Raw genomic sequence first — 25,697 nt, forward strand, 5'->3', positions numbered from 1 at the left:
TGGTATGGATCTTCAGGCTCGGTATCGCGTGCCAGCACTCACTGGCCTGTTGACGGTCGTGTCGCTCGCGCTCGTGTTCGGAGCCGTTCTCGGGGCGATTCCCCAATCGGCGCTCCCCGCTGCACCCGCGAGCGTTCTCGGGGCGATCCCCCACGCCAACGCCGTGGTCAGCGCCCTCGCTATCGGCACAATCGTCGGCGGTATCCGAGCGATCCGCCGCGGCGACGTCGCCCGACACCGGAAGCTGATGCTCTCCTCGTTCGGACTGTTCGCTCTGTTTCTCGTACTGTACCTCTACCGGATAACACTTGCAGGGCCGACGGACTTCACCGGGCCATCAGTCGTCGAGACATATTTCTACCTGCCCTTCCTCGCCGTCCACATCCTGCTTGCCATCATCGCCATCCCGGCGGTGTACTACGTCTTGCTGCTGGCTTACACGTACCCCGCCTCGGAACTGTCGTCGACGAACCACCCGCGGGCCGGGAAACTGGCCGCAAGCCTGTGGCTGATCTCCTTCTCGATGGGAATCGTCGTGTACGCGATGCTGTATCTGGTCTGGTAAGGACTAGTCGCGATCCGTTCGTAGCAGGCCGAACCACAACATGTCTCGCCACACGCCGTCGAGATGCCACTCCGCCCGGTGGGTGCCTTCTTTCTTGAATCCCAGGCGTTCGACCACCGCGACGGAGCGGTCGTTTCCGCCCACAATCTTTGCCGACCATTTCCGGAGCGCCCGCTGGTCGAAGCCATACTGAACCAGCCTGTCCGCCGCCTCGGTGGCGTACCCCTGCCCCCAGGCGTCCGGGTCGAGCCAGTAGGCCAGTTCGGCTGTGCCTCGCTCCGGGTCGTGGTCCGTCATGGCGACGAGTCCGACCGGCTCGGTTCGGTCCTCGACTGGGCCCGGACTCCCGGCCGGGTCGACACAGACCAGCAGATGGACCGAGTCCTCATCGGAAAGCGTCTCTTCGTAGTAGGTCTCCATCTGGCCGCCGGTCGGCGGGCGGGCGTACGTCCCCAGCCCCCAGACCTTCTCGTCGTGAAAGACGCGCTGTATCCAGTCAAGGTCGTCTCGTTCCGGGGACCGGAGGGCGGTTCGGTCGGTTGCGAGGAAGGACGGCCCTGGCATTGGCGACTCCTCGCTCGGACTGGGGAAAAATGTAGTGCTGTGCAGCACCAACGACGCTAGTCGTCGGCCGGGCTCGATTGCGTCCCGATATCCGGGCGGACAACGTCCCGATCCGTCGCCTCGCCCTCGATATCGTAGGGATACTCGCCGGTGACACAGCCGAGACAGAGGTCAGTCCGGCTCGTCTCCAGCGTCTCCGCGATGGCGTCGATAGAGAGGTACGACAGCGAGTCCGCCTCGATTTCCTCGCGGATCTCGTCGACGGACTGGTTCCCGGCGATGAGTTCATCGCGGGAGGCCATGTCGATACCCATGTAACACGGGGCGACGATTGGCGGCGCGCCGATGCGGACGTGGACTTCTTCGGCACCGGCGTCTTTCAGCAACTTGATCAGTTGCGTCGAGGTGGTCCCGCGGACGATAGAGTCGTCGATGATGGTGACGCTTTTGCCCTCGATTGTGGACTTAATGGGGTTGAGCTTCAGCCGAACGGCCCGCTCGCGTTCGTCTTGGGTCGGCATGATGAACGTGCGGCCGACGTACCGGTTTTTCATCAGCCCCTCGGCGAACTCGATGTCCGAGCCGTCGTCCTGTGCGGCCTCGGCGTACCCGGAGGCGAACGCGCGCCCGGAGTCCGGCACCGGCAACACCACGTCTGATTCGACACCGGACTCCTCCCAGAGTTTCCGGCCCAGTTCGCGCCGGACCTCGTAGACGAGGTTCTCGTCGATGGTCGAGTCCGGTCGCGCGAAGTAGACGTGTTCGAAGAAGCAATGGGCCGTGTTCTCGGGTTCGACGAGCTGATAGGTGTCGTAGCCGGTGCCGTCGGCGTGCAAGACGACGAGTTCGCCGGGCTTGACGTCCCGGATCAGTTCGCCGTCGAGCGTGTCGATGGCAGCCGACTCGGAAGCGAGGACGTAGCCGTCCTCGAGTTCCCCGATACACAGCGGTCGGTTCCCCTGCGGGTCGCGCACGCCGAGGACCGTCTCGTCGTGCATGATGGTCAGCGAGTACGACCCGTGGATGCGGTTCATCGTTCGCTTGACGGCCCGAACCAGATCCTCCTCGAGGAGATTACGCGCGAGGTCGTGGGCGATGACCTCGGTGTCGCCGTCGGACGTGAAGGCGTGGCCGAGGTCGGCCAGTTCGTCGCCGATCTCGTCGGCGTTGACGAGATTCCCGTTGTGGGACAGCCCCAGCGATCCCGACTTGAACGAGACGGAGAACGGCTGGGCACAGCAGGCGTTGACGCTCCCGGCAGTCGGGTATCGAACGTGACCGATACCGTTTGAGCCGTTGAGCGCCTCCAGGTCGCCGGGGTCGAACGCGTCACCGACGAGTCCCATTTCGACGTGGCTGTACTGCTGGAACCCGTCGTGGGTGACGATACCGGCCGATTCCTGGCCGCGGTGCTGGAGCGCGTACAAGGAGTAGTAAAGCGGTCGGGCGGCGTCACGGTCCTCCAGAGAGATGCCAACAACGCCGCACTTCTCGTGCATTTGTGTTGAGTGAGTTATTCGCCCGCTTTCGACTGCCACTCGTAGTCACGCCGCTTGGCCGACTTGCCGAAACCGCACGACGAGCAGACCTTCTTTTTCGTGTGATACGACTTTTCGCCACACCGTCGACACTTCGTGTGCGTCGTGGTGTTTTTCTTGCCCTGACTCGGAGTTCCTGCGCCAGTCATGGAGTAATTGAGACGACGTTATCGCCGCGTATAATCGTTGTGTCTTCATCCTCGACGACGAGGTTCATGTGTTGGTCGTAGCCAGTGAGTTCCCCCTCGAACAGTTCGCCACCCTTCAGCTGTACGGTGACTGTCTCACCGAGGGACGCTTCGAGTACATCTAGCGGTCGTCCACTCATGTACGGTTTGGATAGTGATGGCCGCTTAAACGTACCGTTTGTCTGATGGCCCGCGAGACCGTTCCACTGTCTTACACGTCGACGCTAAACGGCGCTCGCTCGGCCGCTCGGACGGCGAAGCCAGCGAGCAGGTCTGCAAGCGCGTCGAGGTCGTCGGGATCGATGACCTCGACCGGCGTGTGCATGTAGCGGTTCGGCAGCCCGACGTTGACCGACGGGATCCCACCACGTGAGGTGTAGAATGCGTCCGCATCGGTCCCGGTTCGAGTGCCCGCCGCCTGCAACTGGATATCGATGTCCTCGGCCTCGCTCGTCTCTCGAAGAGCGTCGACGGCGACCGGATGGTTCGCGCTCCCGCGGGCGACGACCGGTCCCCCGCCGAGATCCACACCCGTCGCGGCCTTGCCGGGCGAACCCGGTGCGTCCGTCGCGTGCGTCACGTCAGCGGCGATGGCCACGTCCGGCGCGAGGTCGAACCCAACCATCTTCGCCCCCTGTACGCCGACTTCCTCCTGCACTGTCGAGACAGCGTACACCGTCGCATCCGGGTCTGATTCTGCCGCGCGGCGGAGGCCCTCGGCGGCCGCCCAGATACCGATACGGTTGTCCATCCCCCGTGCGGCAAGGCGGCCGTTCTCCAGTTCGCTCAGCGTCTGGACGAACGTCACTGGGTCGCCGCGGTCGACGAGTGAGTCCACCTCGTCGCCGTCCGCTGCACCCACGTCGACGTACTGTTCGGAGATTTCGGGGACCGAATCGTCGTCCGAATCCCGGAGGTGAATCGCGGTCTGTCCCACGACGCCCGAGACGGGGCCGTCTGCCGTGTGAATGGTGACGTGTTGCCCGCGGGAGACGGTCTTGTCAGAGCCGCCGATGCGGCCCAGTTTGACGAAGCCGTCGTCCGTGAAGTCTCGAACGATGAACCCGATTTCGTCACCGTGGCCCGCGAGCGCAACGGTCGTATCGCCGCCCTCGACCTTCGCGACGGCGTTCCCGTAGTCGTCCGTTCGGACCTCGTCGGCGAACTCGCTGACGTAGTCGAGCCACACCCGCTGGCTGTCGGCCTCGTATCCAGACGGGCCGGGCGTTGTCAGCAGCGATTCGAGAAACTCTCGTCGTCGTGTGTCCATACACGAGATAATTGCCCCGTGGTCATGAAAACAACGGACGGCATACGGTCTAGGACATCTCAGCGTGGCCATGGTACCGCCACGGCTAAGAGTCGGGGCGTCGAACTGTCAGTATGGCAGAATTCACCTTCCTCGAAGTACATCTCGACGGTGCGGAGTTCACTGCGAACGCTCCGTTCAGCGCTGGCGACGATGACGACGAATCAGACAGCAAATCACAGTGGTCGCGGACGGACGGGTCGAGCAACGAAACAGATACAGAAGACGGCAGCGGCCCCAGTGTCGGTCGCCTCGCGCTCGCGGTGCTCGGTGTCGTCGCAGTTGTCGCGCTCGTTCTGCGCCTGTATCTCGGCGGGTCAAAAGACGCTGATGACAGCGACGTCGACCTGTAGCGGATAGGTCTCGCTCTCGAACCGAACGCGGGGAGTCGTTTTTACAGGGAGAAGGCCTATTTTCTCCCGCCACATTTCAGGCGTATGGGAATATACCACAGCGTTCAGGCTGTCGCCGGCGCGACCGGCGACGGCCCTATCGACTGGAGTGCCGTCGCCGACGCCGCGAAGGGCGCGACGGATACGGGCGACCTCACCGTCGAGACGCCCGAACGCGACGGCTACGCGACCGACGTTCGGGACGCCAGAGACCGCGTCCGGGAGGTCGGCGAACTCGCCTTTGACCTGCCCGAAACCGTCGAGATCCAGAACCGCCACCACTGGATCGATGCCAACGTCGCCACGTTCAGTCGCGTGATGGAGCCGATCGAACAACAGGCCGAGTACATCCCCGGTATCGCCCGCGTGGTCAACACCGGATCGATGGCCGTTGCACTCTCGTTTCTGGGGAACAACGTCCTGGGCCAGTACGACCCCGTCCTGCTCGCGGACAACGACGCCCACGCACTGTACTTCGTGCGTCCCAACATCCACCGGGTCGCCGACCAGTTGAACGTCGAGCGGGACCGGTTCCGCCGCTGGATCGCGTTCCACGAGGTCACGCACGCGGCGGAGTTCGGTGCGGCCCCGTGGCTGTCTGACCACCTCGAAACGGCGATGGAGGACGCCATCGACAATCTCACCGACGGCAACATCGACCGGGCGACGCTTGGCGAACTCGATACGACGATGACTGCCGTCGAAGGGTACGCGGAACTGCTGATGGACCGTGCCTTCGACGACGAGTACGACGACCTGCGGCGGAAAGTCGACGAGCGCCGGCAGGGACGTGGCCCCATCGCGTCGCTCATGCGCCGACTCCTCGGCCTCGGGATGAAACGCCAGCAGTACGAACGCGGGAAGGCGTTTTTCGACACAGTCGCCGATGCCCGCGGCGTCGCTGCGGCGGGGCGCGTCTGGGACTCACCGGACACCCTGCCCACCGAAGACGAGATAGAGACGCCGACGCTGTGGATCGACCGCGTCGACCCCTGAAACCGCTACAGCACGCTACGCGGTCCCGCGGAACGCTTATTTCTCCGGTTCTTCCACAGGCGCTTCGATCTTCGCGACGTCGAGGAGGATTTCGCTGTTCGATTCGTCGACCGCGACGACCGTCCCGGCGACGACGAGCTTCGAGATCGGCGTCGGGCCGAGAATGACCGCCTGTCCCTCGCTGAAGTCCTGTACCGAACTCTGGAGGTGGAACCGAGCGCGGCACTTCTCCGGGTCGTGGACGTTCGTGAAGTTGATTTCCTCGACGGTGACGTCGACGCGCTCGTAGTCGTGGGCGACGACGACGCTCTCGGCCTCGTCGATCTGCTGGCGGTCGATTGCGTCGAATGCCTCGGACGTCGGCTTGTACCCACCCGTCGGGCCGGGAATACCCTCGACGAGTCCCAGCGAGGTCAGACTCTGCATCTGGTTCCGTACCGTTCCGGGGTTCCGGTCGATCTCCTCTGCGATTGTCTCGCCGGTAACTGCCTCACCGGTCTGTTGATACCTGTTTACCAGCGTCGTAAGCATCGTTCGCTGGCTGTTGTTCAGATCGATGCTAACCATACCGGTGTGTATCGGGAGCGGCTACTTATCCCATTGGGTTCACTCATTTGAACGCCGGTCGAACTCACAGACGGGGCTACTCCATGTATCCCAGCTGCTTCAGGCGGTCTTCGACGGCGTCGTCATCGTCGCTCCCGAGCGCATCATCGATACTGAGTGGCTCGCGTTCGCCGACATCAGGGTCATCAGGGAATACCGGGAGCACCTTGCCGCGCATATCAGTCGGGACAGCGCAGCCGTGGGCAGCCAGCACCGTCGGGGCGATATCGAGAATGCTGATTCTGTCGAGTTCGCCCTGTGGCTCGAAATCCGGGCCGCTGGCGGCGAAGATGCCGTAGGGCGTGTTCTCGGCCGCCCAGCGGTCGGGACCGCTCTGAATGGTCCCGCCGCCGATGCCGTCGTTGACGTGGACGCCTGGGCGCTGGTCGACGACCACGTCGGGGCCCGCATCGACGTAGGGGCCGTTGTACACTTCTTCGCCTCTGTACACGTCAGTGAACAGCGGTCCATGCTCGTCTTCCACCTCGCGTAGGTCAGCCATCAGCGACTCGCGGACCGATTCCACGTCGAACCGGGGGTTGATGTACACCGGCCCCTGGCCGCTGGCGACGACTTTCGTCTGCTCCAGGTCGATGGCTTCGAGCTTGCGGTCCCGTTTGACGCCGTCGCGTTGCGGGACGAGTTGCTGGATGGACTCGGGGACGACGCGGGCGAGTGTGTCCACCAGTCCGGCCCGCTTTGCGACCGCCAGCAGGTTTTCCCGGTCGAGCCCGATTCGCGTGAGGAGCGCGTCGACGCTCGTATCCCGAACTTGGTAGCCGTTCTCGGCCAGCCACTCGTTGATGTAGAACTCCGTCTGGGTCGCGTCACAGCCGTGGTCGGACATCAGGACGAGGTTCAGATCTTCGCGGTCGTCGAGCCGGCCGACCCACTCGTCGACCAGCTTCCACGCGCGCAGGCTCGGCTCGTCGTCCCAGAAGAAGTGATGCAGGACGTTGAGATAGAACAGCGTGACGTGGACGAAATCGAGGTCCCGCTCGTCCATGAGCGTCGTCGCCACCTCGAAGCGCTTCTCTAGCAGGTCCAGAATAGCCTCGACCTCAGCGCCGCGTTCGTCATTCGAGGACAGTAGCGGGTCCGGGTGGACGCTGTAGTCGAACCGCGATTCGAGTTCCTCGGCCAGTTCCGGCGGCGAGGTGTACCCGGAGCTGATCGATCTGTACTCCCCCTCGACGGCGTCCGGACCGCCGGCGACGACGAGGTCGTCGATATCCCGCGGCGGGTACATCGTCGGCATGTTGACGACGCCGGCCGACTGTCCCTCGTCGTTGAGGTAGTCCCACAGCTCGGCGGTGTCGTAGTCGCCGCCGTTCATCACGGTGATTTCGCCCGCGTCGAGGTCGACGTTCTCGAACCAGAAGACACCGAACCCACCGGGGTCCTTGCCCGAGGAGTAGCACTTCCAGTTCGGGAAGGTCACAGGCGGCAGACAGCTCCGCGTCCCCGCCCAGGTGCCGGTGTCCCGTAGCGCGGCCAAGTTCGGGAGCTCGCCGGCCTCGATCCACGGGTCGAGCAGTTCCCAGCTCGCTCCGTCGAGTCCGACGACGAGGGTCTTCGTCATGGTGAGACGGAGACAGGCGAGTCACTAGTCCCTTTCGCACCCGTCCCAGACATGGGTCGCCGGGCGACTACGGGCCGAAACGGACAACGCGTCACTTTTGAGCGCGCCGCCGGAAGGGTCGGTATGAGCAACCGGTCGGACATCGCACCGGACACCGTCTCGGTCGAGTTGACCGAGGACGGCGTCGTCGTGGAGTACCTCGACGGCCGTCAAGCGTTCTACCACGGCGTCCCAACGACGGTCGAAGGGAGTATCCAGACTGCGCCGGGCAAAGACACGCACGTCCTGATTACTGACGAGACAGAGACGTCGGGTATCCTCGTGTACGTCAACGACCTCCGGACACACGACGATATTCTCGAAGAGACAGGCGTCGGTCGGGTCATCCTCGACGACGGCGAGGAGGACGAACTGTTCCCGGGCGTCACGGTTCGGGACAATCAGATGCGGACGGAAGTCGAAGTCGATTACGACGTGACGAACGGTCGGGTGTTCGTCTTCGAGGAGGATGAACTCGGCGAGCGAAGCTTCGAAATCGTCGAGGCGTGACGCCTGTGTGAGGCGGCCGTGACCGCGGAACGAGGACCGTTGACCGCGGAACGAGGACCGTTACTGGATGTAGGACGGGTCTTCGTCGTCGCAGTTCTCCTCGTGCTGGCGCGCGTCGCTCTGGTCGTCGAACATCAGGCCACAGGTCTCGCACTTGTACCACGTGACCTCGTCTCGCTCGGTCTGGACAACCATACCTGAGATTCCGACGGCCGCCCGTATATTATTTTCCCGCAACACAACGGGAACCCTCAAGGGAGTCGGATTGCAAGAAGGCGGCATGAGCGGGGCCACTGACGCCGGTGTCGAACTCACCGTCGAGGGTGCGAACAAGCGCGACGCCGGGCGCGGTATCGCACGGCTACCGGAGTCCGCACGGAACGAGTTGGGCGTGTTGAGCGGGTCGCCCGTTATCATTGAAGGCGACGACAGGACCGTCGTGAAGGTCTGGCCGGCGGACGACGACGGGTCGTTCGTCCGCATCGACTCAGACACCAGAGCGAACGCCGGCGTCAACATCGGCGACACGGTTACAGTGACCAGCGGGTCGGTCTCCGAGGCCGCCGAAATCGCCGTCCAGCCGGTCGATCCGATGCCGGGCAGCGAGGACTACGAGAGTCTGGTCAGGAAGCGGCTGGTCGACCAGATCATCCAGGCCGACGAGCGGACCCACATCGATGGATTGGGTACCTTCCTCGTCCGCAAAACGTCTCCGTCGGGGCCGGTCCGGGTTACCGACGCGACGGCGGTGACCGTGCTACCTGGCCTCGACGGTGGCAGCGACGCGAGCCAGTCGTCGTCCGGCGAGGCAACGACGGCGAACACGCCGACCGCCGAGACTGAGTCCGGCGTGAGCTACGAGGACATCGGCGGTCTCGACGAGGAACTGGACCGTATCCGGGAGATGATAGAGATGCCCCTCTCGGAGCCCGAGGAGTTCCGCCGTCTGGGTATCGACCCGCCAAGCGGGGTCCTGCTGCACGGCCCGCCCGGGACGGGGAAGACCCTCATCGCCCGCGCCGTCGCCAACGAGGTCGACGCCTACTTCGACACTATCTCCGGCCCCGAAATCGTCTCGAAGTACAAGGGTGAGAGCGAGGAGCGGCTCCGGGAGGCCTTCGAGAGAGCCGAAGCGAACGCGCCGGCCATCCTCTTCGTCGACGAGATCGACTCTATCGCCGGCTCCCGCGATGAGGACGCCGACATGGAGAACCGGGTCGTCGCACAGCTGCTCACGCTGATGGACGGCCTCGAAGACCGGGGCCGGGTCGTCGTCATCGGCGCGACGAACCGCGTCGACGCCATCGACCCGGCACTGCGTCGTGGGGGTCGCTTCGACCGCGAGATCGAGATCGGCGTCCCCGGCGAGCACGGCCGGCGCGAGATTATGGACGTCCACACGCGGGACATGCCGCTGCACGACGACGTGGATCTGGACCGCATCGCTGCACAGACACACGGCTTCGTCGGGGCTGACCTCGCGTCGCTGACCACCGAGGCCGCGATGGCCGCGCTCCGGGCCGACCGCGACGACGGCGATGTCCATCAGGACGACTTCGAAACCGCGCTCGCGACGGTCGACCCCAGTGCGATGCGGGAGTACGTCGCCGAGTCGCCGACGGCGACCTTCGACGACGTGGGTGGGCTGTCCGAGGTCAAGCAGACGCTGACTGAGACCATCGAGTGGCCGCTGTCGTACGGTGAACTGTTCACCGCGACGAATACTGACCCGCCGAGCGGCATCCTGCTGTACGGCCCGCCGGGGACGGGGAAGACGCTGCTCGCTCGGGCCGTCGCCGGCGAGAGCGACGTGAACTTCATCCACGTCGCCGGCCCAGAGATCATGGACCGCTACGTCGGCGAGAGCGAGGAAGCCGTGCGGGAGTTGTTCGAGCGTGCCCGACAGACCGCGCCGAGCATCATCTTCCTCGACGAGATCGACGCCATCGCCAGCCACCGCGGCCAGGGCAACGAAGTCACCGAGCGCGTCGTCTCACAGCTGCTCGCCGAACTGGATGGCATCACCGAGAACCCCAATCTGGTCGTTCTAGCTGCGACTAACCGCCGGGACATGATCGACGACGCGCTGCTGCGACCCGGCCGCCTCGAACAGCACGTCGAAGTCCCGAACCCGGACCGTGACGCCCGCGAGGAGATTCTTTCCGTCCACACCGCCGGAAAACCACTCGCTGCTGACACCGATATCGGGGACCTTGCCGAGGAAACAGATGGCTTCTCGGGCGCAGAGCTGGAGGCCGTCGTCCGCGAAGCGTCGATGCTGGCCATCCGGGAGATGGCGTCAGCCTATGGACCCGAGGAAGCCACCGAGAACGCCGACGAGGTGGAGATCACGCCCGAGCACTTCAGTAAAGCGCTGGAGCGGGAACGGGCCCGATAACACTCCGGGCGGCGTGGCCCAGTCGAACCGTGTTTGTCTGTTCTTGCCGCTGAGATACTTCTCCGGGCGATTCCGTCGGAAAGGCGAGGAGAGGCGAAAGGGTCGACTCCGGGAAAGGAGTGAAAAGGCTGTCCGGACAGCCTTGGCGGACGAGCGACGCCGAGTGGCCGAGCAGCGAGACGGGCGTTAGCGCCGGCATCGACGTGAAAAGCGCCTTGCCGGCAGATACTCGTAGCAAATGCACACGCAAAAAAGGCCCGGTTGTCGGGTTCCGGCTACGCGTCGTCGTCGGGCGACTCACCAGTTGGTTCGCCAGTGGGTTCCTGCTGTGGGGCGTCACCGCCGCCGTCGCCGTCTTCTGTGGCCGATTTCGACCCGCCACGTCGGCCCAGCAGCGGGAGCGACCGACCGCGGAGGAGTCGTCGACCGCCGACGACTGGGACGGCGAGGACGACGAGCCACGGTGCGAGACTCGCGGCCGTCACCAGCAGGCCACGGGTGAACACGTACACGTCAGTCACGGAGGAGAGGAACGCAGCGACCAGCGACCGCTCGTGGTACGGCACCTGCTGCGCCGACGGCTCCGGGGCTGGCTCGTGAATCTCGACGCGCAGCGTCGAATAGGCGACCCGCTGTTCGAGCGAGCGCTTCTGCGCTTCGAGCCGTTCGATATCGTTCTGGACCGACGACAGTTCCTCCTCGATGCGGAGCAGCTCCTCCGTGCTGTTGGCCTGTTCGTAGAAGGTCCGCAGTCGGTCGCGGCGCTCCCGGAGGTTGGTCAATCGAGCTTCGAGGTCGACCAGTTTATCGGTCACGTCTTTCGTCGTCGTCTCCTCGGAGCGGACCGTCCCCTGTTCGGCTACCATCGACTGCGTCGGTTCGTACTCCTCGCTTGGCACTCTGACGACGATATACCCGGTGTACCACGTCTCGCCGTCATTTCGGTGGAGTTCGCGGTTGGAGTCGCTCACGTACCCGCCGGACGTGCGAGCGCGGGCAGCGATTGCGTCGGCTGTCGTGGAGTAGTTCGCCACCTCGACGACCATCCGCCCGTTGCGGATGATGGCCCGGTCGGCCGCCGCGTCACCGGCCTGGATATTTTCACTATCGCCGGCGCTTGCCCCGGAATCCGCTGCGACTGGCTGGCTCGACCCGCCGTCGCCGCCGGCCATCTGTGCGCCGTCACCGCCGCCCTGTGCCTCGCTCGTGTCGCCGCTCCCACCCAACCCGGCACAGCCGGCAAGGAGGAGGAGCGCGACGACAGCGAGGACCCTGACTCGCGAAGCCATACGGCATGGATTCGTTCTGAGAGGAGCATAACGACAGCGAACGCTCAAAAACCGCTTTTTGTCAAACAGCGACTGCAGTTACGGCCAGTCCGTCCGGCGGTCAGCAAGCGCTGGGAACTCCTCGCGCACCTGCTCGACACGAGCCGGGTCGAGGGTGGCGGTCACCAGCGCGGGGTGGTCGTCGGCGCTGGCGAGCGTCGACCCCCACGGGTCGTACACCGTCGACCGACCCAGCAGTTCCGCGTCTTCGAACTGTCCGACGCCGTTCGCCGCGGCGACGTACAGCTGGTTCTCGACGGCGCGAGCGCGGCCGAACAGTTTCCAGTGCTCGACGCGCGGATACGGCCACGCGCTGGGCACGAGCGTCAGCGTCACGCCTTCGTCGACGAGGTGGCGGTACAGCTCCGGGAACCGGAGATCATAGCAGGTGGTGACTCCCACGGTGAATCCCTCGAAGTCGACGGTCGGAACAGTCTCACCCGGTTCCAGCAACTGGGATTCCGCGGAGTCGTAGCCAAACAGGTGGTGCTTGCGGTACACTGCCCGTCGCTCCCCGTCTCGGTCGAAGAACACAGCGGTGTTGGCCAGCCCGTCGTCCGCGGGCACGTCGACCCCGGTCTCAGCACTCGCCGCCAAGTCCTCAACGACGCTCCCGGCCAGCACCGCCACGTCGTTGTCTGTTGCGACGCTGCGAATCCGGCTGAGCGTCTCGCCGTCCAGCCCCTCTGCGTCACGGGCGTAGCGGTCGAAGGCGAAGTAGCCGACGTTGAACAGTTCCGGGAGTACGACGAGGTCCGCGCCGTCCGCGGCCGCGTCCCTGATGGCGGTCGTCGCACGGCCGACGTTCTCGGCCACCGAGCCCGATGACACGTCTATCTGGGCAAGCGTGAGCCTCATGCTTCGACTTCGAGGTCGTCCCGAAGTGCCTGTTCGAGGTTCTGCATCTCGTCGTCAAGGTTCCGCTTGAAGAAGCGCTCGACGCCCGGGAGTTTGCCGTCGACGATGAACCGGTTCGTCAGTTTCGTCCCGCCGTCGGCTGTCTCTTCGAGTTCGTGTTCGCCTTGGACGGTCATCACCTTCGAGCGACCGATGAAGCGGGCGTACTCCGGGCGACGCTGCTCGACGTCCTCGGTTTTCACCGTCATCGTCCGGTTGACTACTGGAATCGGGAGCTCGATCGACCAGTTCGCGTGTGTGTCGTCGATGACCTCCCAGTCTGTAACGACGCTAATCGGCCGGGCCCGTTTATCCGGGTCGGTGATGAATTCCCAGACACGTTCCGGTGTGGCCGGCACAGTCATCGTTCGTTCGACCCGGACAGTCATGGAAGGTACTGAGGACTACTGGCCGATGAATCCACCGATTGTCACAGTGTGCAAAACCCGGCGGCGGCTATCCAGTCGGTGTGACGCGCCACGTCGTCGACCGTGCGCGCCCCCACTTCTCGATATCGACTTCGTCGGCCTCCTCAGCTAGGCGCGGGAGCCGCGCGCCCACTTGCTTCGACGAGAGGCCGAGCTGCTCAGCGATGTTCTTCGCGCGGAAGTAGCTCTCCCCACGCGAGACGCTGTCCCGGAGATATTCGAGAATGCGTCGGTCTTCCTCGCTGTAATCGGCCATACAAAAGATACGGTCTCTGCGTTTTTAACGGTTCCCTTCGCAGTCTCGCGGCTGATACCGGTATCAGGCGTCGTAGGCGTGGATCGCCACGATAGCCACGGCCGCGGCCAGCATCGCGAGCCCGAACGCGCCACCGGAGGTCACGAGCAGGTTCCCCGTCTCAAGCTCCTGTGCGTGCAGAATCGCGTAGTTGTAGCTGTTGGTTGCTGTGAACAGGGCCGCGCCGACCGAGACGAGCCCGAACAGCAGGGCCAGGCCCATCCCCATGTCGCTTTTGGACGCCTTGGAACTCATGTACGACGCTTTCGGTGTTGCCCACTTAGTTCATTCGGGCTGGGGCCACAGGATAGGGACCGCCCGTGAACGACACGACCAAGCAAGCAGCGACAGACGACGGCGACTCCCTCAGATAGCCGGTAGTATTTGTCTGCTACCTCAGCTCTCGACACAGAGCGTCCCCGTGTCATCGACTGTTACCGTGTAGCCACAGTACTGGAACAGCATCGGTAACTCCTCTGGGGCGGTGTCCAGCACCGCGTCCAGTCGCTCACCGTCGACAGCCATATCAAGGCTCCCGAGTTGTGTTGGATGACAGTCCTCGAGCGCCGCGACGGTTTCTTTGACGGCGACATGAATGGGTGTCGATGGGTCGACAGGCCGCTTCATACTGGAGTCTTCAGCATCACCAATCAAAGCTACAGGTGTTTTTCACAGCAGCCTGTCGTGCTAGTGAACCTCAGTTACGTAGCGACGGAGTCGGAAAACAGGATAGTCGCTGCGAACCGCGACCGCCTTCCGCGATAGCCGCCTCACTCGATGGTTGTGTGTTCGGACTCCTCGTTGAGTGCGAGATTCGTCGCGATCTCTGCGCTCCGGACCGCGAATTCGGCCGTCTGTTGGAGGCTGACGAGTACTTCACGCACTTCCAGTAGCGCCTCGTTGTCCATTTCGGGCAGGTCGTCGAGGATTTCGTGTTCCTTGTCGCCGATGTCCTTGTACAGCTCCCGGACCTGAATCGCGGTGTCGTAGTTGCGGTCGACGGCCGCCTGCACCGCCAGTTCGGTGATGTCGTTGACCTGGTCGGTGAATTCGCGGATACGCCGCATTGTCGAGCTGTCGACGTTGAGCGAGTGGTCCTCCGTCTCCAGCGCGATCTCGGCGATGTCCTCGGCGTTGTCCGCCGTCAGTTCGAGGTTCTTCGCGATGGAGCGGTAGCCGATGAGCGGGAAGCCGTCGTTGAGACCGATGGCCCGCGCGAGGTTCGGGTTCTGGTAGGCCGTGAAGATGAGCCGCAACAGGAGGACGAATATCTTGTTGGCCTGTCGCTCGCGGTTGAGCGCCCGCTGCGCGAGGTCGGGGTTGCCGTGAGCGAGAGACTTCACTGCCTCGTTTCGCATCGTCGAGCCGGTCGATTCCAACCGTTCGAGGAGGTTGTTGAGCGTGAAGTCCTCCGGGTCGACGGAACAGCGAATCGCGATCCGGTCGGGTGTCTCCTCGATGACACCGAGACCCATCAACTGGGTTTCGGCGTTGTAGACGGCGTTGATGTGCGAGGATTCCAGCGTCTCGCCCTCCGGGGCTTCGACGTGGATGACGCGCCGGCCGAGCACGTACTGGGCGACGATAGCCCGCTCGACGGAATCAGCGTCGAGGTTCTCCGCGTGGATGATAGCTTCTGATTCCTCAGTCTGGACAGACTCGGGCATGACTGTCAGCGTGCCTTTGCCGCCCATTCGTAGCGACACCTCGTCGCCTTTTTCAACGTCGTGCTCACTGGCCCACTCCGCCGGCAACGTCATCGCGAGCGTCGACGGTCCCAATCGCTGGACTTTCCGGGTTTCCATATGTCCTTTGTGGGGCGTGAGATACCTTAATCTTGACTATACATGATAAAATACCGCGAGCGATGTATCATGGCTTGCTGTTTTCGGTTGAGGGGGCCCATACAGAGTATTATAGATTATTTCCGAATAGTGTCGGTCTGAAATCGACATATGCCAGTAAATCACGACAGCAATCCGTATCAGACGACTTCGACGAGCCTGCGTTCGTGTCGCCCGACGCGGACCCGCAGCCAGCCGCGCAGTTCCTCGTCGAGGTCGGAATCACCTGTATCGACGCGGAGCGTGCCGATGCCGTCCAGTTTCCGCCGTGAGGCGACCACTTCGAGGTCACACTGGCTGATGACCGCCGGCGATAGCTGCTGGTTCCCCCGACCGAACACGAACCCCTGCCCGCCGATAGGCGAGACGACGATGACGTTCCGGTCGCCGAGGGCGTCGAGGATGTCAGATTCAGCGGCATCGCGGGCAAGCACCTCCCCGTCACGCCACACGTCCACGCCGAGGGTCGTCCCGTCAAACCCGAGTTGTTCCTTGATAGCGCCGACAGTACTCCCCGGACCAAGGACGTAGGTGACGCCCGACTCGACGGCGTCAGCGACACTCTCGGCGAGGGAGTCGACACTGCCGCCGCCCAGTTGCTTGGCCGACTGGCGCTGGTCAGCGACGGGGACCTCCGCGACGGCCCGGAGTTCAGTGACCACTTCTCCACCTCTGAAAGCGTCCTCGTCGATGTCGTTGACCTCCGCGCGCTCCGTCTCGGAGAAGCGGGCGACGATTCGCCCGGCCGCACGTGGCGACACGCCAAACACGGAGGAGTACACCTTAACACCAGCTGGGACGCCCAGAATCGGGATGTCCGCGTTCAGGTCGTCAAGCGTCGTCGCCACGTCGACGGCCGTGCCGTCGCCGCCGACGAACAGGATCGCGTCCACGTCCGACTCGACAAACGCTCGGACCGCATCTTGGGTGTCATCGCTCGTCGTCTCGTCGGGATTCGCCGGGGAGCCGACTACTGTCGGGTCGAACCCAGCCGCACGAGCGGTACCCGCTCCCATCGGGTCGCCGTACGCGAGCAGTTCCACGTCCGCCCCGATCTCGGCGAGCGATTCCAGCGCTGTTCGTGCCCGGTCCGGTGCGCGTTGCTCCGCACCGCGGCGGCGCGCCTCCGCAATCTTCCCGTCAGTGCCCTTGAGGCCGACGCGGCCGCCCATGCCGGCGATGGGGTTGACCACGACACCGATTCGTCGCATTCGCCGTCACTACGCGACCCTGCGGCAAAAGCGGCCCGGGAACGTGCCTTTCAAGCCACCCCACGCAGAACGCACTGCTATGTCAGTCGTACTCCAGAGTGGCGTCCAGACAGGAATCATCAACGCGTCCGGCGCAGTCATCACGCTCGGTGGCCTGCTGCTTACGTTTCTCTGGCTGAACCACCTCTACCGGTAATCACTCCGCTGTCGGTGACTCGACGCGCTCACTGAACCACGTCGCCGCCTCCTCGACTAGCTCTTCCTCTGTCCCCTCGAACCGGACGGTTACGTGGTCGCCGGGATAGCTACCGACCTTGACCGGGAACTGCTCCTGTACCTCGGCGAGTCGGTCAAGCAGTGCGCTCTCGGGCTCATCGGCGTCGACGGTGCGAACGTACCGCTGCTCGCCGGAGAACTCGTCAGCGATCTCCTCGAACATCCGCTTCATCTCGGCCGGCACGCCCGGCAAGACGTAACAGTTCTCGACGACACAGCCGGGCGCGACGCCCTCGTGGTTGGGCAAGACACGGGACCCCTCCGGCACGTCCCCCGTCCCGTCGGTCAGGTCGTCGCGCGTGTATCCGCCCTGTTCCTCAAGCCACGCGATGGCGTCCTCGCTCTCGACGACGTCCCGCCCGAACGCCGCGGCGACGGCTTCGATTGTCTTGTCGTCGTGCGTCGGTCCGAGGCCGCCCGTAACGATGACGGCGTCGAACTCCGCATGGTACTCGTTGACCACGCGGGCGATATCTGCGATCTCGTCGGGGACGACCGTCGTTCGGCCGACAGTGACGCCACGCTCCGCGAGCTGTTGTCCCAGCCACGCGGCGTTCGTGTTGACCGTCTCGCCACTGAGCAGTTCGTCTCCGACGGTGACTACCGCGACGCGCATATCGCCCGATTGGACTGGGAGACACAAATACTGTCGGTCACAGAACGTGGTAACTGTGTATCCGTTGAATCGGAGAGAAATGCTCCGTCAGGGATTTGAACCCTAGTCATCACCGTGAGAGGGTGATATGATTGGCCGGACTACACCAACGGAGCGTACACAAATTCGTAGCGAGGAGATACGTATAATCATTGCGTTTCGGCCCCGCCCTGTGTTGGTTACTCATACTGTTGGCTGTAACTATGGCAAGATATTCGCTCTATACAGACGGACAGCCGCCAGTATCACTCGTCGTCGAACGGCGATCCGGCGGCGTCGGGCTCCTGACCGGCGAGGCTGATAATGTTCTCGCGGCCGACCCTGAGCTTCGAGATGTCGCCGTCGTCTTCCATGTCCGAAAGGAGCATACTCACCTTCGACTTCGACCAGTCGGTGCTGTCGACGATGTCGACTTGCTTCATTCGGCCGCCGTTCTCCTCCAGCAGTTTGCGGACGCGGTCGCTGTCGGTGAGTAGTTCTTCATCGGGGACTGCCGGTTCCTCCGTTGTGTCGGTGTCTGCTGCAGTATCACTCGGCGGAGCCGTCGACGACTGCTCCGTGTCCGTAGCGGCCGACGGTGACGCAGCGGGCGGTTCGTCGTCGTCACGTCCCAGCACTTGTCCCAGTGTCCCGGACCGCCACGCGGCCGCACCGCCGGCGACGATGACGATCACGACGACAGCGGCCGGGAGCAGCCACGACGGACCGCTGGCGGCCTCGCCAGTTGTGTCACCGCCCGCCGTGGTGGCTCGCTCAGTGCCAGCGCTCTGACCGGTTTCGTGCGGTTGCAGCTCCACGTAAGGCCGGCGGTCGTTGAACGACTGCTCGCCGTTCCACGTGACGCTCTCGCTGTTTTCGAGCGAATCGGGAGCGCTCTGTGAGTCCGGCGTCGGTCGGACGTCGGCGAATTTCAGTCCGGGGCCGCGCTCGAAGACGAACGACTGGCTCGATCCGATGTAGAATCCGCCGTCGAACACGTCGCTGACCTCGACTGCGTCGCCCTCGACGACCGCGAAGTTACGCCAGTGGAACGACATCCGCACTGTGCCAGTGTTTTGCAGCGGGTCGACCGTCGCCGACCGGTCGTAGTCGGTCGCACTCATGTCCCGGCCAGTCACGTTCGCCCCGTACCGTGTCAGCAGCGTCGACTGGTCGACGAAATTCCGGTACAGTGGCTGCTCCGATTGCTCGAACTCCGTGGCGAACTCCTCGAACTGCTGTTGCTCGGATTCGTTCTCGAGCGGGGTCCTGTGGATGATTGCCCACTCCGCGGACCCGTTCTGATACAGCGTAACCTGGAACGTCGTCCGGTCGAACCTGTCGGGCGTCTGGACGCCGACGCTCTCGTCGGCCGGCTGTGACATCGCCAGCGGCGCGGCACCGCTCCCCAGCAGGAGAACCAGCACAAGACTGGCGACGACCAGGCGTACCATCTGTCGTATATCATCGATGGACCGCATAAAAGCGCTGTGAATAGCACTGTTCTCAGTCAGTATCCGGCCAGTGTCCGGTGATTTTTCGAGACTGGTACGACTCACATCGGTGGTGACCGAAACTGGTATCGCGCGCCGTGCGAGCGCTCGAATATCCCGGTCCGCACTGGGTTCGAAGTGGCTCTATTCGACAGTCTGTACCGTGGTATCACTAGTCTCTCGCTCGACACGCGACCATGGGAGGGGGCGATTCTTGTTTTGACACCGGCGTCTTGGCTTCTACACCGGTATTTGGTATGAATTTCCGGTGGGTTATTTAGACAGGAAGGTCCAACGAACGGTAACCTATGGGAATTGCCGAGTTCGCAAGAGATGGCCGTGTGGTGATGGGTGACCGGCCGGGGGCAGCAGTGGTGGCCGCCGTAAGTGGCTTCCTCTTGCTGGATTTAGTTGCAAAGCTCGCTGGGACAACCGTGTTCTTCCTCGGGACCAGATTACTGGGTGGGTCCCTCACCGTGGGCTCGTTGCTCTCGATGGTGGTGGACGGACTGCTTGTCGGACTGGCGGTCGGGCTCGCCGGAATCGGCCTGTCGATGACCTACAGCATCCTCGACTTCGCCAACTTCGCACACGGGGACACGGTGACTGCTGGGGCGTTCCTGGGGTGGGTCGCCGCGTACATCACAGCCGGCCTCGGGACCGGAGCCCCGATTTCCGAACTGTTCATGCTCAATTCGGGGCGGCAGTTGAGCACTGTTTCAACGTTCCTTCCAGTGCTTCTCGGACTCGTCGTCGCCGGTATCGGGTCGGTCGCCGTCGTGTTGCTCGTCGACCGCCTCACCTATCGCCCCATGCGCAATACGGACAACATCTCTTTGCTGATTGCGTCAATCGGTGTCGCGCTTGCGCTGCGCTATCTCATCGCGTTCGTCTTCGGCACACAGACAAGCGGGGTCGCAAGCGGTGGGCTTCGGGTGACGCTGTTCTCGATGATTTCGATAACCGACAACGAGATCACTCTCCTAGTGGTGTCGGTCCTGTTGATGCTCGGCGTCCACCTGCTGTTACAGCGGACGAAGCTCGGCAAAGCGATGCGGGCGATGGCCGACAACGAAGACCTCGCACGCGTGACCGGGATTCCGACCGAGCGTGTGATCCGGCTCACGTGGATTCTCGGCGGCGGCCTGGCAGGCATCGGCGGCTACCTGCTTGTGCTCGAAAGCGGCACGATATCGTTCAACTTCGGCTGGATTCTGCTCCTGCTTATTTTCGCTGCTGTCATCGTCGGCGGCATCGGCTCGATATACGGGGCGATGGCCGGCGGGATTCTCATCGGGCTGGTCGATAGTCTGGCCCTGATCTGGTTGCCATCCGGGCTGACGCGGGCCTCTGCGTTTCTGGTACTCATCGTCGTCCTGTTGTTGCGCCCGTCCGGCATCTTCGGGGGGGTGTCGACAGCATGAGTACTGTTGACAGCGTTCGAAACCGTCTGGACGCACTCCCGGACGTGGGGTTGGTCATCGGCTTCATCGCCAGTATCTGGGCCGTCATGCTCGTGCTGGCGATCGCTGTCGGCGGGGCGAACTGGGCGAACCTCGCCGCCGGCTTCATCGGGAGCGTGACCGTCCTCATGGGCGGCTACGCCATCCTCGCACTGGCGCTGAATCTCCAGTGGGGGTACACCGGGCTGTTCAATATCGGTATTGCAGGGTTCATGGCTGTCGGCGCGTACACAACGGCAGTTCTCACTGCGCCGACGGACCCGGCCGCCGGCGCTGTCCCGGGGCTCGGCCTCCCGCTGTGGGTCGGCCTCATCGGGGGCATGGTGATGGCCGCCGTTATCGGCGGTCTCGCGGCGCTGCCGGCACTCCGACTGAAGGCCGACTATCTCGCCATCGTGACGGTCGCGTTCTCTGAGATCATTCGACTCGTCGTCAACTGGAACGGTCTCGCCGAGGTCTCGCTGTTCGGAGTGCCGTTCGGAACCGGCGGCGCGACTGGCATCTCGTTCAAGTCTGCGAACGAGGTCGCGTCGACGTTCATCAACGGCGTTGGGCAGCCGATCGTAGCTGCCGCGGAGGGCGTCGGCGTCTCCGGGCCGAACCTGGCGAACCTCACGTATGGGATACTCCTCCTGCTGGTCGTGGCTGCGAGCTACTGGGTGCTCGCCCGTATCACGAACTCGCCGTTCGGTCGCGTGCTGAAAGCGATCCGCGAGGACGAGACTGTGACCCAGTCACTCGGCAAAGACACCCGGCGGTTCAAGATCAAGACGTTCATGATCGGCTGTGCGCTGATGGGGCTGGCCGGCGTCCTGTTCCGCGGACAGGCGGGCTACGTCAGCCCACAGCAGTTCAGACCGACGATCACGTTCTACGTGTTCGCAGCGCTCATCATCGGCGGCTCCGGGTCTAACACCGGGAGCATCATCGGCGCGGCGACGTTCTCCGGGCTGCTGTTCTACCTGCCCGCGCGGCTGGGCGAGAACGTCTCGCTGGGCGGCACTCGTGCACCTGGCAACATCATCGACGCAGTCGCCGGACTCGGGTCGCTGGACCCGCTTCCACTCCTTGCATACACCATTAGCAACATCAGTACGCTCCGGTTCGTCCTCATCGGCGTCGTGCTGATATACATCATCCAGAACCAGCCAGACGGGCTGCTCGGCCACCGGAACGAACCCGCAACAAGTGTGCGCCTCGACAGACCGCAGTCGGGGTCCGGAGGTGAGACAGATGAGTGAACCCGACGCGGCACCGCGACAGGAGACCGCCGTCACGAGCGACGCGATCGAGTCGCCGCTGCTGGAAGTCGACGGCCTCCGCAAGGAGTTCGGCGGCGTCGTCGCGGTCGACGGGGCGACGTTCTCCGTGGCAGAGGGGTCGCTCACTGGTCTCATCGGCCCGAACGGGGCCGGCAAGTCGACGACGTTCAACTGCATCACGGGCATTCACGAGCCGACTGGTGGCCGGGTCACCTTCGACGGCCAGAGCATTACCGGGCTCCCACCGTACACACTCGCAAACCGCGGGCTGGTCCGGACGTTCCAGATCGCCCGCGAACTGTCCGAGATGACCGTCATAGAGAACGTGATGCTCGCGCCGGGTGGACAGGTCGGCGAGTCGGTCATCCGGTCGGTGACGCCGGGGCTGCGCGGCGATGTCATCGAGGCAGAGACGGCTGTTCGCGACCGCGCGTGGGAGACGCTGGAGTTCTTCGAGATCGACCATCTCGCCCACGAGAACGCCGGTAATCTCTCCGGCGGTCAGCGGAAACTGCTGGAGATGGCCCGGGTCCTGATGACCGACCCCGAGATGATTTTGCTGGACGAGCCACTTGCCGGTGTCAATCCGACGCTGGAAGAGAAGCTACTGGAGCGGATTCACGAACTCCGCCGAGAGCAGGGCCTGACCTTCCTGCTGGTCGAACACGACATGGACGTCATCATGAACAACTGCGAACACATCATCGTCATGCATCAGGGGAGTGTCCTCGCGGAAGGGGACGCCGAGACTATCAAATCGGACGAGCGGGTACTGGAGGCGTACCTGGGAGGTGACGTATGAGCCAGCGCGCGACTGAGTCCGAAGCTGTCTCGCTTCCCGACCCAGCCGAGCGACTCCTCGCCATCCGGGACCTCGATGCGGGCTATGGCGACCTGCAGGTCCTCAGTGACGTCCACATGGACGTCGCCGACGGCGAGTACGTCGTCATCGTCGGCCCGAACGGAGCCGGCAAGTCGACGGTGATGAAATCCGTCTTCGGCCTGACGACGTACATGGGCGGAGAGGTTATCTTCAGCGGAACCGATATCAGCCAGCGCAATCCCGACGAGATCATTTACGAGGGTATCAGCTACGTCCCCCAGACGGGAAACGTGTTTGGCTCCCTGAGCGTCCGCGAGAACCTCGAAATGGGTGCGTACATCCTCGACGAGGTGCCGGAAGACCGGATTGAAGACGTGTACGACAGGTTCCCTATTCTCCGGGAGCGGTCCGACCAGTCGGCCGGGACGCTGTCGGGCGGCCAACAGCAGATGCTCGCCATGGGGCGGGCGCTGATGCTTGACCCCGACCTGCTGTTGCTCGACGAACCCTCCGCCGGGCTCGCCCCCGACCTCGTCGACGATATGTTCGATCGCATCGACCGCATCAACGACGACGGCACGGCTATTCTGATGGTCGAGCAAAACGCGAAGGAGGCACTGCGACGGTGTGATCGGGGCTACGTGCTCGTACAGGGCCAGAACCGCTACGAGGACGAAGGAACGGTCCTCCTCAACGACGAGCAGGTTCGCCAGGACTTCCTCGGCGGATAACTCGAAAAAAAGCGGCGCCGACAGCTCCGTTACTGGTTCATTGCGCTGTTGATCTCAGACGTGTAGGAGGACTGCTGTTGCTCGAAGCCGACCTGATTGACGATGGTCCCGCCCTCCGCCTCGAACGCGCCGGCGAACGCCTCCTGTAGCGCCTGGCCGTAGCTGTTGTTGACATACAGCGTCGATGCGGTCTCGGCACCGAGTTCGCCCACACCGACCTGCGCGAGAACCTGTCCCTGGAGGGCGTCGCTGGGCGGAGTGCGGAACATGTAGTCGTTGTCTTCGAGGTCGGTAATCGTCGGCGACGTAGACGCTGGCGAACAACCAACGACGGCGCTGTCGATGAGCACGTTTCTGGCGACCTGTATCGACGTTTCGGAGCTGGCTGCCCCGGTAATCGACGGGTAGCCCGCGCTGACGAGGGAGTTGGCCGCGTCGATGCCCGCCTGCGCCTGGGTCTGAGTGTCACCGACTTGGTAGTCGAACTCGAAGTCGACTTCGCCTTCGAGTTGCAGGGCCGGGAGTATTGCCCCATCGCGGATCGGCCTACCGAGCGGCCCGAGGTCGCCGGTTTCGGGCATCAACACACCGAACCGGATCGTGCGTCCGGAGTCGCTCCCGGAGCCGTTCGGTTCCGGTTGCGGGATGTCGTCGCCCGCGCTGAAGTCGACGGTGTCGAGCGATTCGACGCCCCCGCCGTCCTGGAAGCCGAAGACTTGGTACTGCGCGGAAGCCATGTCCCCGTTTTCGTCGAAGTTGACCGCACTCGATGCACCCTCGTACTGGATGTTCTCGCCCGCGGCGGCCGCTTCGACGGCCGCTGGCAGTTCGGAGGGGCCGTACGTGTCGCCCCCGGGGTTGGCGACGACGCGCATGTGATTCCGGACGGCCTGCCCGTCGTTTTCGCCGGCCAGCAGGTTTGCGAGAATCTGGACCGCCGTCGCGTCGTATGCCTGTGACGTGAACACGCCGGCCTCGTCGTAATCGAACTCGGAGGTGAACTGCTCTGTGAACGTATCGACACCGGGCCCGGCCGCTGACGGGGCCGTGCCACGGACGTTCGACATATCGTTGCCGACGTTACTCGGCAGTTCGCCGTCCTGCAGGCCATCGGTGACGAGGATGTCGGCGGCGTCGTCGCCGTAGTCGGCGTAGAAGTCCTTGAACAGTTGCACACCGCTCTGGGGATAGCCGACGACCATCAGCACGTCCGGTGACTCCGGACCGCTGTCGCCCCCGGACTCGGTCCCGGTTCCGGTCATCCCACCATCGCCACCGTCTCCGCCATCCCCGCCGTCTCCGCCGGTCTGTTCGGTTGAACAGCCTGCCAATCCACCAAGCAGACCGACAGTGCTTACCGCCCCAGTGCGCTTCAGGAACGCTCGCCGATTGGTATCGCGACTCATACCACTTACCACTGATTCGGATCTTATAAAACTATATCCTCCCGTAACCTCGCTGTTCCGTAGTCTGCTCCAGTCGCGCCGATATTTTTTGTTGTCTTCGTTAGATATTAACGCCGGAGAAACCGCTATCGACTCAGACGGCTCTCGGACTCTCGGCACATCCGCGAAAAAACGTCGAGTGTTGTCCCTTATTCGACGCGACCGACGACCTTCTCGTACTCTTCAGCAGCCTTGTCCCAGTCGACGACCTCGAAGAAGGCGTCGATGAAGTCACCGCGGGCGGGACCGTAGTCGTAGTAGTAGGAGTGCTCCCAGACGTCGAGTGCGAGGATGGGATGGGAGCCCCAGAGCGCGCCCTGATCGTGCTTGTCGACCGGCACGTTGCGGAGTTGCTTGGCAACGGGGTCGTACACGAGCAGCGCCCAGCCGCCGGCAGCAGATGCGGCAGCTTCGAACTCGCCCTTCCAGCCTTCGTAGGAGCCGAAGTCCTCCTCGATGCGGTCGAGGAGCTCGCCCTCCGGCTCACCGCCGCCGTTGGGGTCCATGTTCTCCCAGAACAGCGTGTGGAGGTAGTGTCCACTGCCGTTGTGGGTGACGTTACCCATCGCGCCGGCGCTCGAACCGAAGTCACCGGATTCGCGGTTCTCGGCGAGCGTCTTCTCGGCCGATTCGAGGCCGTTTACGTACCCCTGATGGTGGGTGTCGTGGTGCCAGGTGAGCACCTGTTCGGAGATGTGTGGCTCCAGTGCGTCGTAGTCGTACGGGAGCGGTGGCAGTTCGGGATTGGAATGTTCGGGCATATGAAAACGCCTCCATCACTATCTGTCGCGCGGCTGCCTGTTAAACGTTTAGGAGCCATTTGGTAGCACTAGGCAAGGACAGCGAGACGGAGCCGTATCTGCCCGCAGCACTGACACCA

At 63.6% G+C, this 25,697-nt stretch carries 29 protein-coding genes and 1 tRNA gene; 9 read left to right on the forward strand and 21 right to left on the reverse strand.

The window, feature by feature from the left end:
* The first annotated feature begins 4 nt into the window (after window positions 1-4).
* Window positions 5-565, forward strand: a complete 561-nt coding sequence (locus tag ACYJ11_RS13985; RefSeq protein ID WP_461648207.1) for a DUF420 domain-containing protein — start codon at window positions 5-7, stop codon at window positions 563-565.
* Window positions 566-568: 3 nt separating this feature from the next.
* On the opposite strand, the gene ACYJ11_RS13990 is transcribed toward ACYJ11_RS13985, so the two are convergent.
* The 5 genes from ACYJ11_RS13990 to ACYJ11_RS14010 all read right to left on the reverse strand — a co-directional run bounded on the left by ACYJ11_RS13990 (window position 569) and on the right by ACYJ11_RS14010 (window position 4,125).
* Entirely contained in the window at window positions 569-1,129 is a 561-nt protein-coding gene (locus ACYJ11_RS13990) for a GNAT family N-acetyltransferase (protein WP_461648208.1), read from the reverse strand.
* A 56-nt stretch (window positions 1,130-1,185) separates the two neighbouring features.
* On the reverse strand, window positions 1,186-2,628 hold the full coding sequence (purF, locus tag ACYJ11_RS13995; RefSeq protein ID WP_461648209.1) for an amidophosphoribosyltransferase: 1,443 nt from the start codon (window positions 2,626-2,628) through the stop codon (window positions 1,186-1,188).
* A 14-nt stretch (window positions 2,629-2,642) separates the two neighbouring features.
* Entirely contained in the window at window positions 2,643-2,816 is a 174-nt protein-coding gene (locus tag ACYJ11_RS14000; RefSeq protein WP_004517916.1) for a 50S ribosomal protein L37e, read from the reverse strand.
* On the reverse strand, window positions 2,813-2,995 hold the full coding sequence (locus ACYJ11_RS14005) for an LSM domain-containing protein (protein ID WP_004517917.1): 183 nt from the start codon (window positions 2,993-2,995) through the stop codon (window positions 2,813-2,815). The genes ACYJ11_RS14000 and ACYJ11_RS14005 overlap by 4 nt, the downstream gene beginning before the upstream one ends.
* Window positions 2,996-3,066: 71 nt before the next feature.
* On the reverse strand, window positions 3,067-4,125 hold the full coding sequence (locus ACYJ11_RS14010; RefSeq protein ID WP_461648210.1) for a M20/M25/M40 family metallo-hydrolase: 1,059 nt from the start codon (window positions 4,123-4,125) through the stop codon (window positions 3,067-3,069).
* Window positions 4,126-4,238: 113 nt separating this feature from the next.
* On the opposite strand from ACYJ11_RS14010, the gene ACYJ11_RS14015 reads away from it, so the two are divergent.
* Both ACYJ11_RS14015 and ACYJ11_RS14020 read left to right on the forward strand, forming a co-directional pair.
* Window positions 4,239-4,517 (forward strand): hypothetical protein, encoded by a 279-nt coding sequence (locus ACYJ11_RS14015; protein ID WP_461648211.1) that lies wholly within the window; start codon window positions 4,239-4,241, stop codon window positions 4,515-4,517.
* A gap of 84 nt (window positions 4,518-4,601) precedes the next feature.
* Complete coding sequence (locus ACYJ11_RS14020; RefSeq protein WP_188977041.1) at window positions 4,602-5,552, forward strand: zinc-dependent metalloprotease; 951 nt, start codon at window positions 4,602-4,604, stop codon at window positions 5,550-5,552.
* A gap of 36 nt (window positions 5,553-5,588) precedes the next feature.
* On the opposite strand, the gene ACYJ11_RS14025 is transcribed toward ACYJ11_RS14020, so the two are convergent.
* Both ACYJ11_RS14025 and ACYJ11_RS14030 read right to left on the reverse strand, forming a co-directional pair.
* Entirely contained in the window at window positions 5,589-6,119 is a 531-nt protein-coding gene (locus ACYJ11_RS14025; protein ID WP_023843253.1) for an Rrf2 family transcriptional regulator, read from the reverse strand.
* A gap of 76 nt (window positions 6,120-6,195) precedes the next feature.
* Window positions 6,196-7,740: an alkaline phosphatase family protein gene (locus tag ACYJ11_RS14030; RefSeq protein WP_461648212.1), complete on the reverse strand. Its 1,545-nt coding sequence runs from the start codon at window positions 7,738-7,740 to the stop codon at window positions 6,196-6,198.
* Window positions 7,741-7,863: 123 nt separating this feature from the next.
* Here ACYJ11_RS14030 and ACYJ11_RS14035 point away from each other — a divergent pair, with 123 nt between their 5' ends.
* Entirely contained in the window at window positions 7,864-8,289 is a 426-nt protein-coding gene (locus ACYJ11_RS14035) for a DUF5796 family protein (RefSeq protein WP_170096055.1), read from the forward strand.
* A 60-nt stretch (window positions 8,290-8,349) separates the two neighbouring features.
* Here ACYJ11_RS14035 and ACYJ11_RS14040 read toward each other — a convergent pair whose 3' ends face one another.
* Window positions 8,350-8,484 (reverse strand): DUF7128 family protein, encoded by a 135-nt coding sequence (locus tag ACYJ11_RS14040; RefSeq protein ID WP_004517924.1) that lies wholly within the window; start codon window positions 8,482-8,484, stop codon window positions 8,350-8,352.
* 85 nt (window positions 8,485-8,569) lie between these two features.
* Between ACYJ11_RS14040 and ACYJ11_RS14045 the strand changes: the two genes are divergently transcribed.
* Entirely contained in the window at window positions 8,570-10,687 is a 2,118-nt protein-coding gene (locus tag ACYJ11_RS14045) for a CDC48 family AAA ATPase (RefSeq protein ID WP_461648213.1), read from the forward strand.
* Window positions 10,688-10,962: 275 nt separating this feature from the next.
* Here the strand turns inward: ACYJ11_RS14045 and ACYJ11_RS14050 are convergent, their stop codons facing one another.
* The 11 genes from ACYJ11_RS14050 to ACYJ11_RS14100 all read right to left on the reverse strand — a co-directional run bounded on the left by ACYJ11_RS14050 (window position 10,963) and on the right by ACYJ11_RS14100 (window position 19,081).
* Window positions 10,963-11,976, reverse strand: a complete 1,014-nt coding sequence (locus ACYJ11_RS14050) for a DUF4349 domain-containing protein (protein WP_461648214.1) — start codon at window positions 11,974-11,976, stop codon at window positions 10,963-10,965.
* Window positions 11,977-12,054: 78 nt separating this feature from the next.
* A complete protein-coding gene (locus tag ACYJ11_RS14055; RefSeq protein WP_461648215.1) occupies window positions 12,055-12,873 on the reverse strand; it encodes a carbon-nitrogen family hydrolase in 819 nt (272 codons plus the stop codon).
* Window positions 12,870-13,301, reverse strand: a complete 432-nt coding sequence (locus tag ACYJ11_RS14060; RefSeq protein WP_461648216.1) for an SRPBCC family protein — start codon at window positions 13,299-13,301, stop codon at window positions 12,870-12,872. The genes ACYJ11_RS14055 and ACYJ11_RS14060 overlap by 4 nt, the downstream gene beginning before the upstream one ends.
* 67 nt (window positions 13,302-13,368) lie before the next feature.
* Entirely contained in the window at window positions 13,369-13,596 is a 228-nt protein-coding gene (locus tag ACYJ11_RS14065) for a DUF7123 family protein (protein WP_170096060.1), read from the reverse strand.
* Window positions 13,597-13,659: 63 nt separating this feature from the next.
* The gene (locus ACYJ11_RS14070) at window positions 13,660-13,890 is read right to left on the reverse strand and encodes a DUF7525 family protein (protein ID WP_229727241.1); all 231 of its coding nucleotides are present in this window, start codon (window positions 13,888-13,890) and stop codon (window positions 13,660-13,662) included.
* A 141-nt stretch (window positions 13,891-14,031) separates the two neighbouring features.
* Window positions 14,032-14,262, reverse strand: a complete 231-nt coding sequence (locus ACYJ11_RS14075; RefSeq protein WP_461648217.1) for a HalOD1 output domain-containing protein — start codon at window positions 14,260-14,262, stop codon at window positions 14,032-14,034.
* Between the two features lie 143 nt (window positions 14,263-14,405).
* A complete protein-coding gene (locus ACYJ11_RS14080) occupies window positions 14,406-15,440 on the reverse strand; it encodes a phosphate signaling complex PhoU family protein (RefSeq protein ID WP_170096062.1) in 1,035 nt (344 codons plus the stop codon).
* A gap of 179 nt (window positions 15,441-15,619) precedes the next feature.
* Entirely contained in the window at window positions 15,620-16,690 is a 1,071-nt protein-coding gene (locus ACYJ11_RS14085; RefSeq protein ID WP_461648218.1) for an ATP-NAD kinase family protein, read from the reverse strand.
* 196 nt (window positions 16,691-16,886) lie between these two features.
* Entirely contained in the window at window positions 16,887-17,582 is a 696-nt protein-coding gene (locus ACYJ11_RS14090) for a competence/damage-inducible protein A (RefSeq protein WP_461648219.1), read from the reverse strand.
* Between the two features lie 80 nt (window positions 17,583-17,662).
* Window positions 17,663-17,737 (reverse strand) — tRNA-Glu (locus ACYJ11_RS14095).
* Window positions 17,738-17,866: 129 nt separating this feature from the next.
* Window positions 17,867-19,081 (reverse strand): helix-turn-helix transcriptional regulator, encoded by a 1,215-nt coding sequence (locus ACYJ11_RS14100; RefSeq protein ID WP_461648220.1) that lies wholly within the window; start codon window positions 19,079-19,081, stop codon window positions 17,867-17,869.
* A gap of 320 nt (window positions 19,082-19,401) precedes the next feature.
* Between ACYJ11_RS14100 and ACYJ11_RS14105 the strand changes: the two genes are divergently transcribed.
* Genes ACYJ11_RS14105 through ACYJ11_RS14120 form a run of 4 tightly spaced genes read left to right on the forward strand, consistent with a single transcriptional unit; the run spans window position 19,402 to window position 23,372 of the window.
* A complete protein-coding gene (locus tag ACYJ11_RS14105) occupies window positions 19,402-20,517 on the forward strand; it encodes a branched-chain amino acid ABC transporter permease (RefSeq protein WP_170096066.1) in 1,116 nt (371 codons plus the stop codon).
* Window positions 20,514-21,797 (forward strand): branched-chain amino acid ABC transporter permease, encoded by a 1,284-nt coding sequence (locus tag ACYJ11_RS14110; protein ID WP_461648221.1) that lies wholly within the window; start codon window positions 20,514-20,516, stop codon window positions 21,795-21,797. The genes ACYJ11_RS14105 and ACYJ11_RS14110 overlap by 4 nt, the downstream gene beginning before the upstream one ends.
* Window positions 21,790-22,620 carry an ABC transporter ATP-binding protein gene (locus ACYJ11_RS14115; RefSeq protein ID WP_461648222.1) on the forward strand — a complete coding sequence of 277 codons (831 nt, stop codon included), beginning with the start codon at window positions 21,790-21,792 and terminating at the stop codon, window positions 22,618-22,620. The genes ACYJ11_RS14110 and ACYJ11_RS14115 overlap by 8 nt, the downstream gene beginning before the upstream one ends.
* Window positions 22,617-23,372: an ABC transporter ATP-binding protein gene (locus ACYJ11_RS14120; protein ID WP_005534464.1), complete on the forward strand. Its 756-nt coding sequence runs from the start codon at window positions 22,617-22,619 to the stop codon at window positions 23,370-23,372. Before ACYJ11_RS14115 ends, ACYJ11_RS14120 begins: the two co-directional genes overlap by 4 nt.
* 29 nt (window positions 23,373-23,401) lie before the next feature.
* Here the strand turns inward: ACYJ11_RS14120 and ACYJ11_RS14125 are convergent, their stop codons facing one another.
* Window positions 23,402-24,778, reverse strand: a complete 1,377-nt coding sequence (locus ACYJ11_RS14125; RefSeq protein ID WP_461648223.1) for an ABC transporter substrate-binding protein — start codon at window positions 24,776-24,778, stop codon at window positions 23,402-23,404.
* A gap of 188 nt (window positions 24,779-24,966) precedes the next feature.
* Window positions 24,967-25,578 carry a superoxide dismutase gene (gene sod, locus ACYJ11_RS14130; RefSeq protein ID WP_461648224.1) on the reverse strand — a complete coding sequence of 204 codons (612 nt, stop codon included), beginning with the start codon at window positions 25,576-25,578 and terminating at the stop codon, window positions 24,967-24,969.
* Between the last annotated feature and the right edge of the window lie 119 nt (window positions 25,579-25,697).

Source organism: Haloarcula sp. H-GB5, from assembly GCF_054850705.1.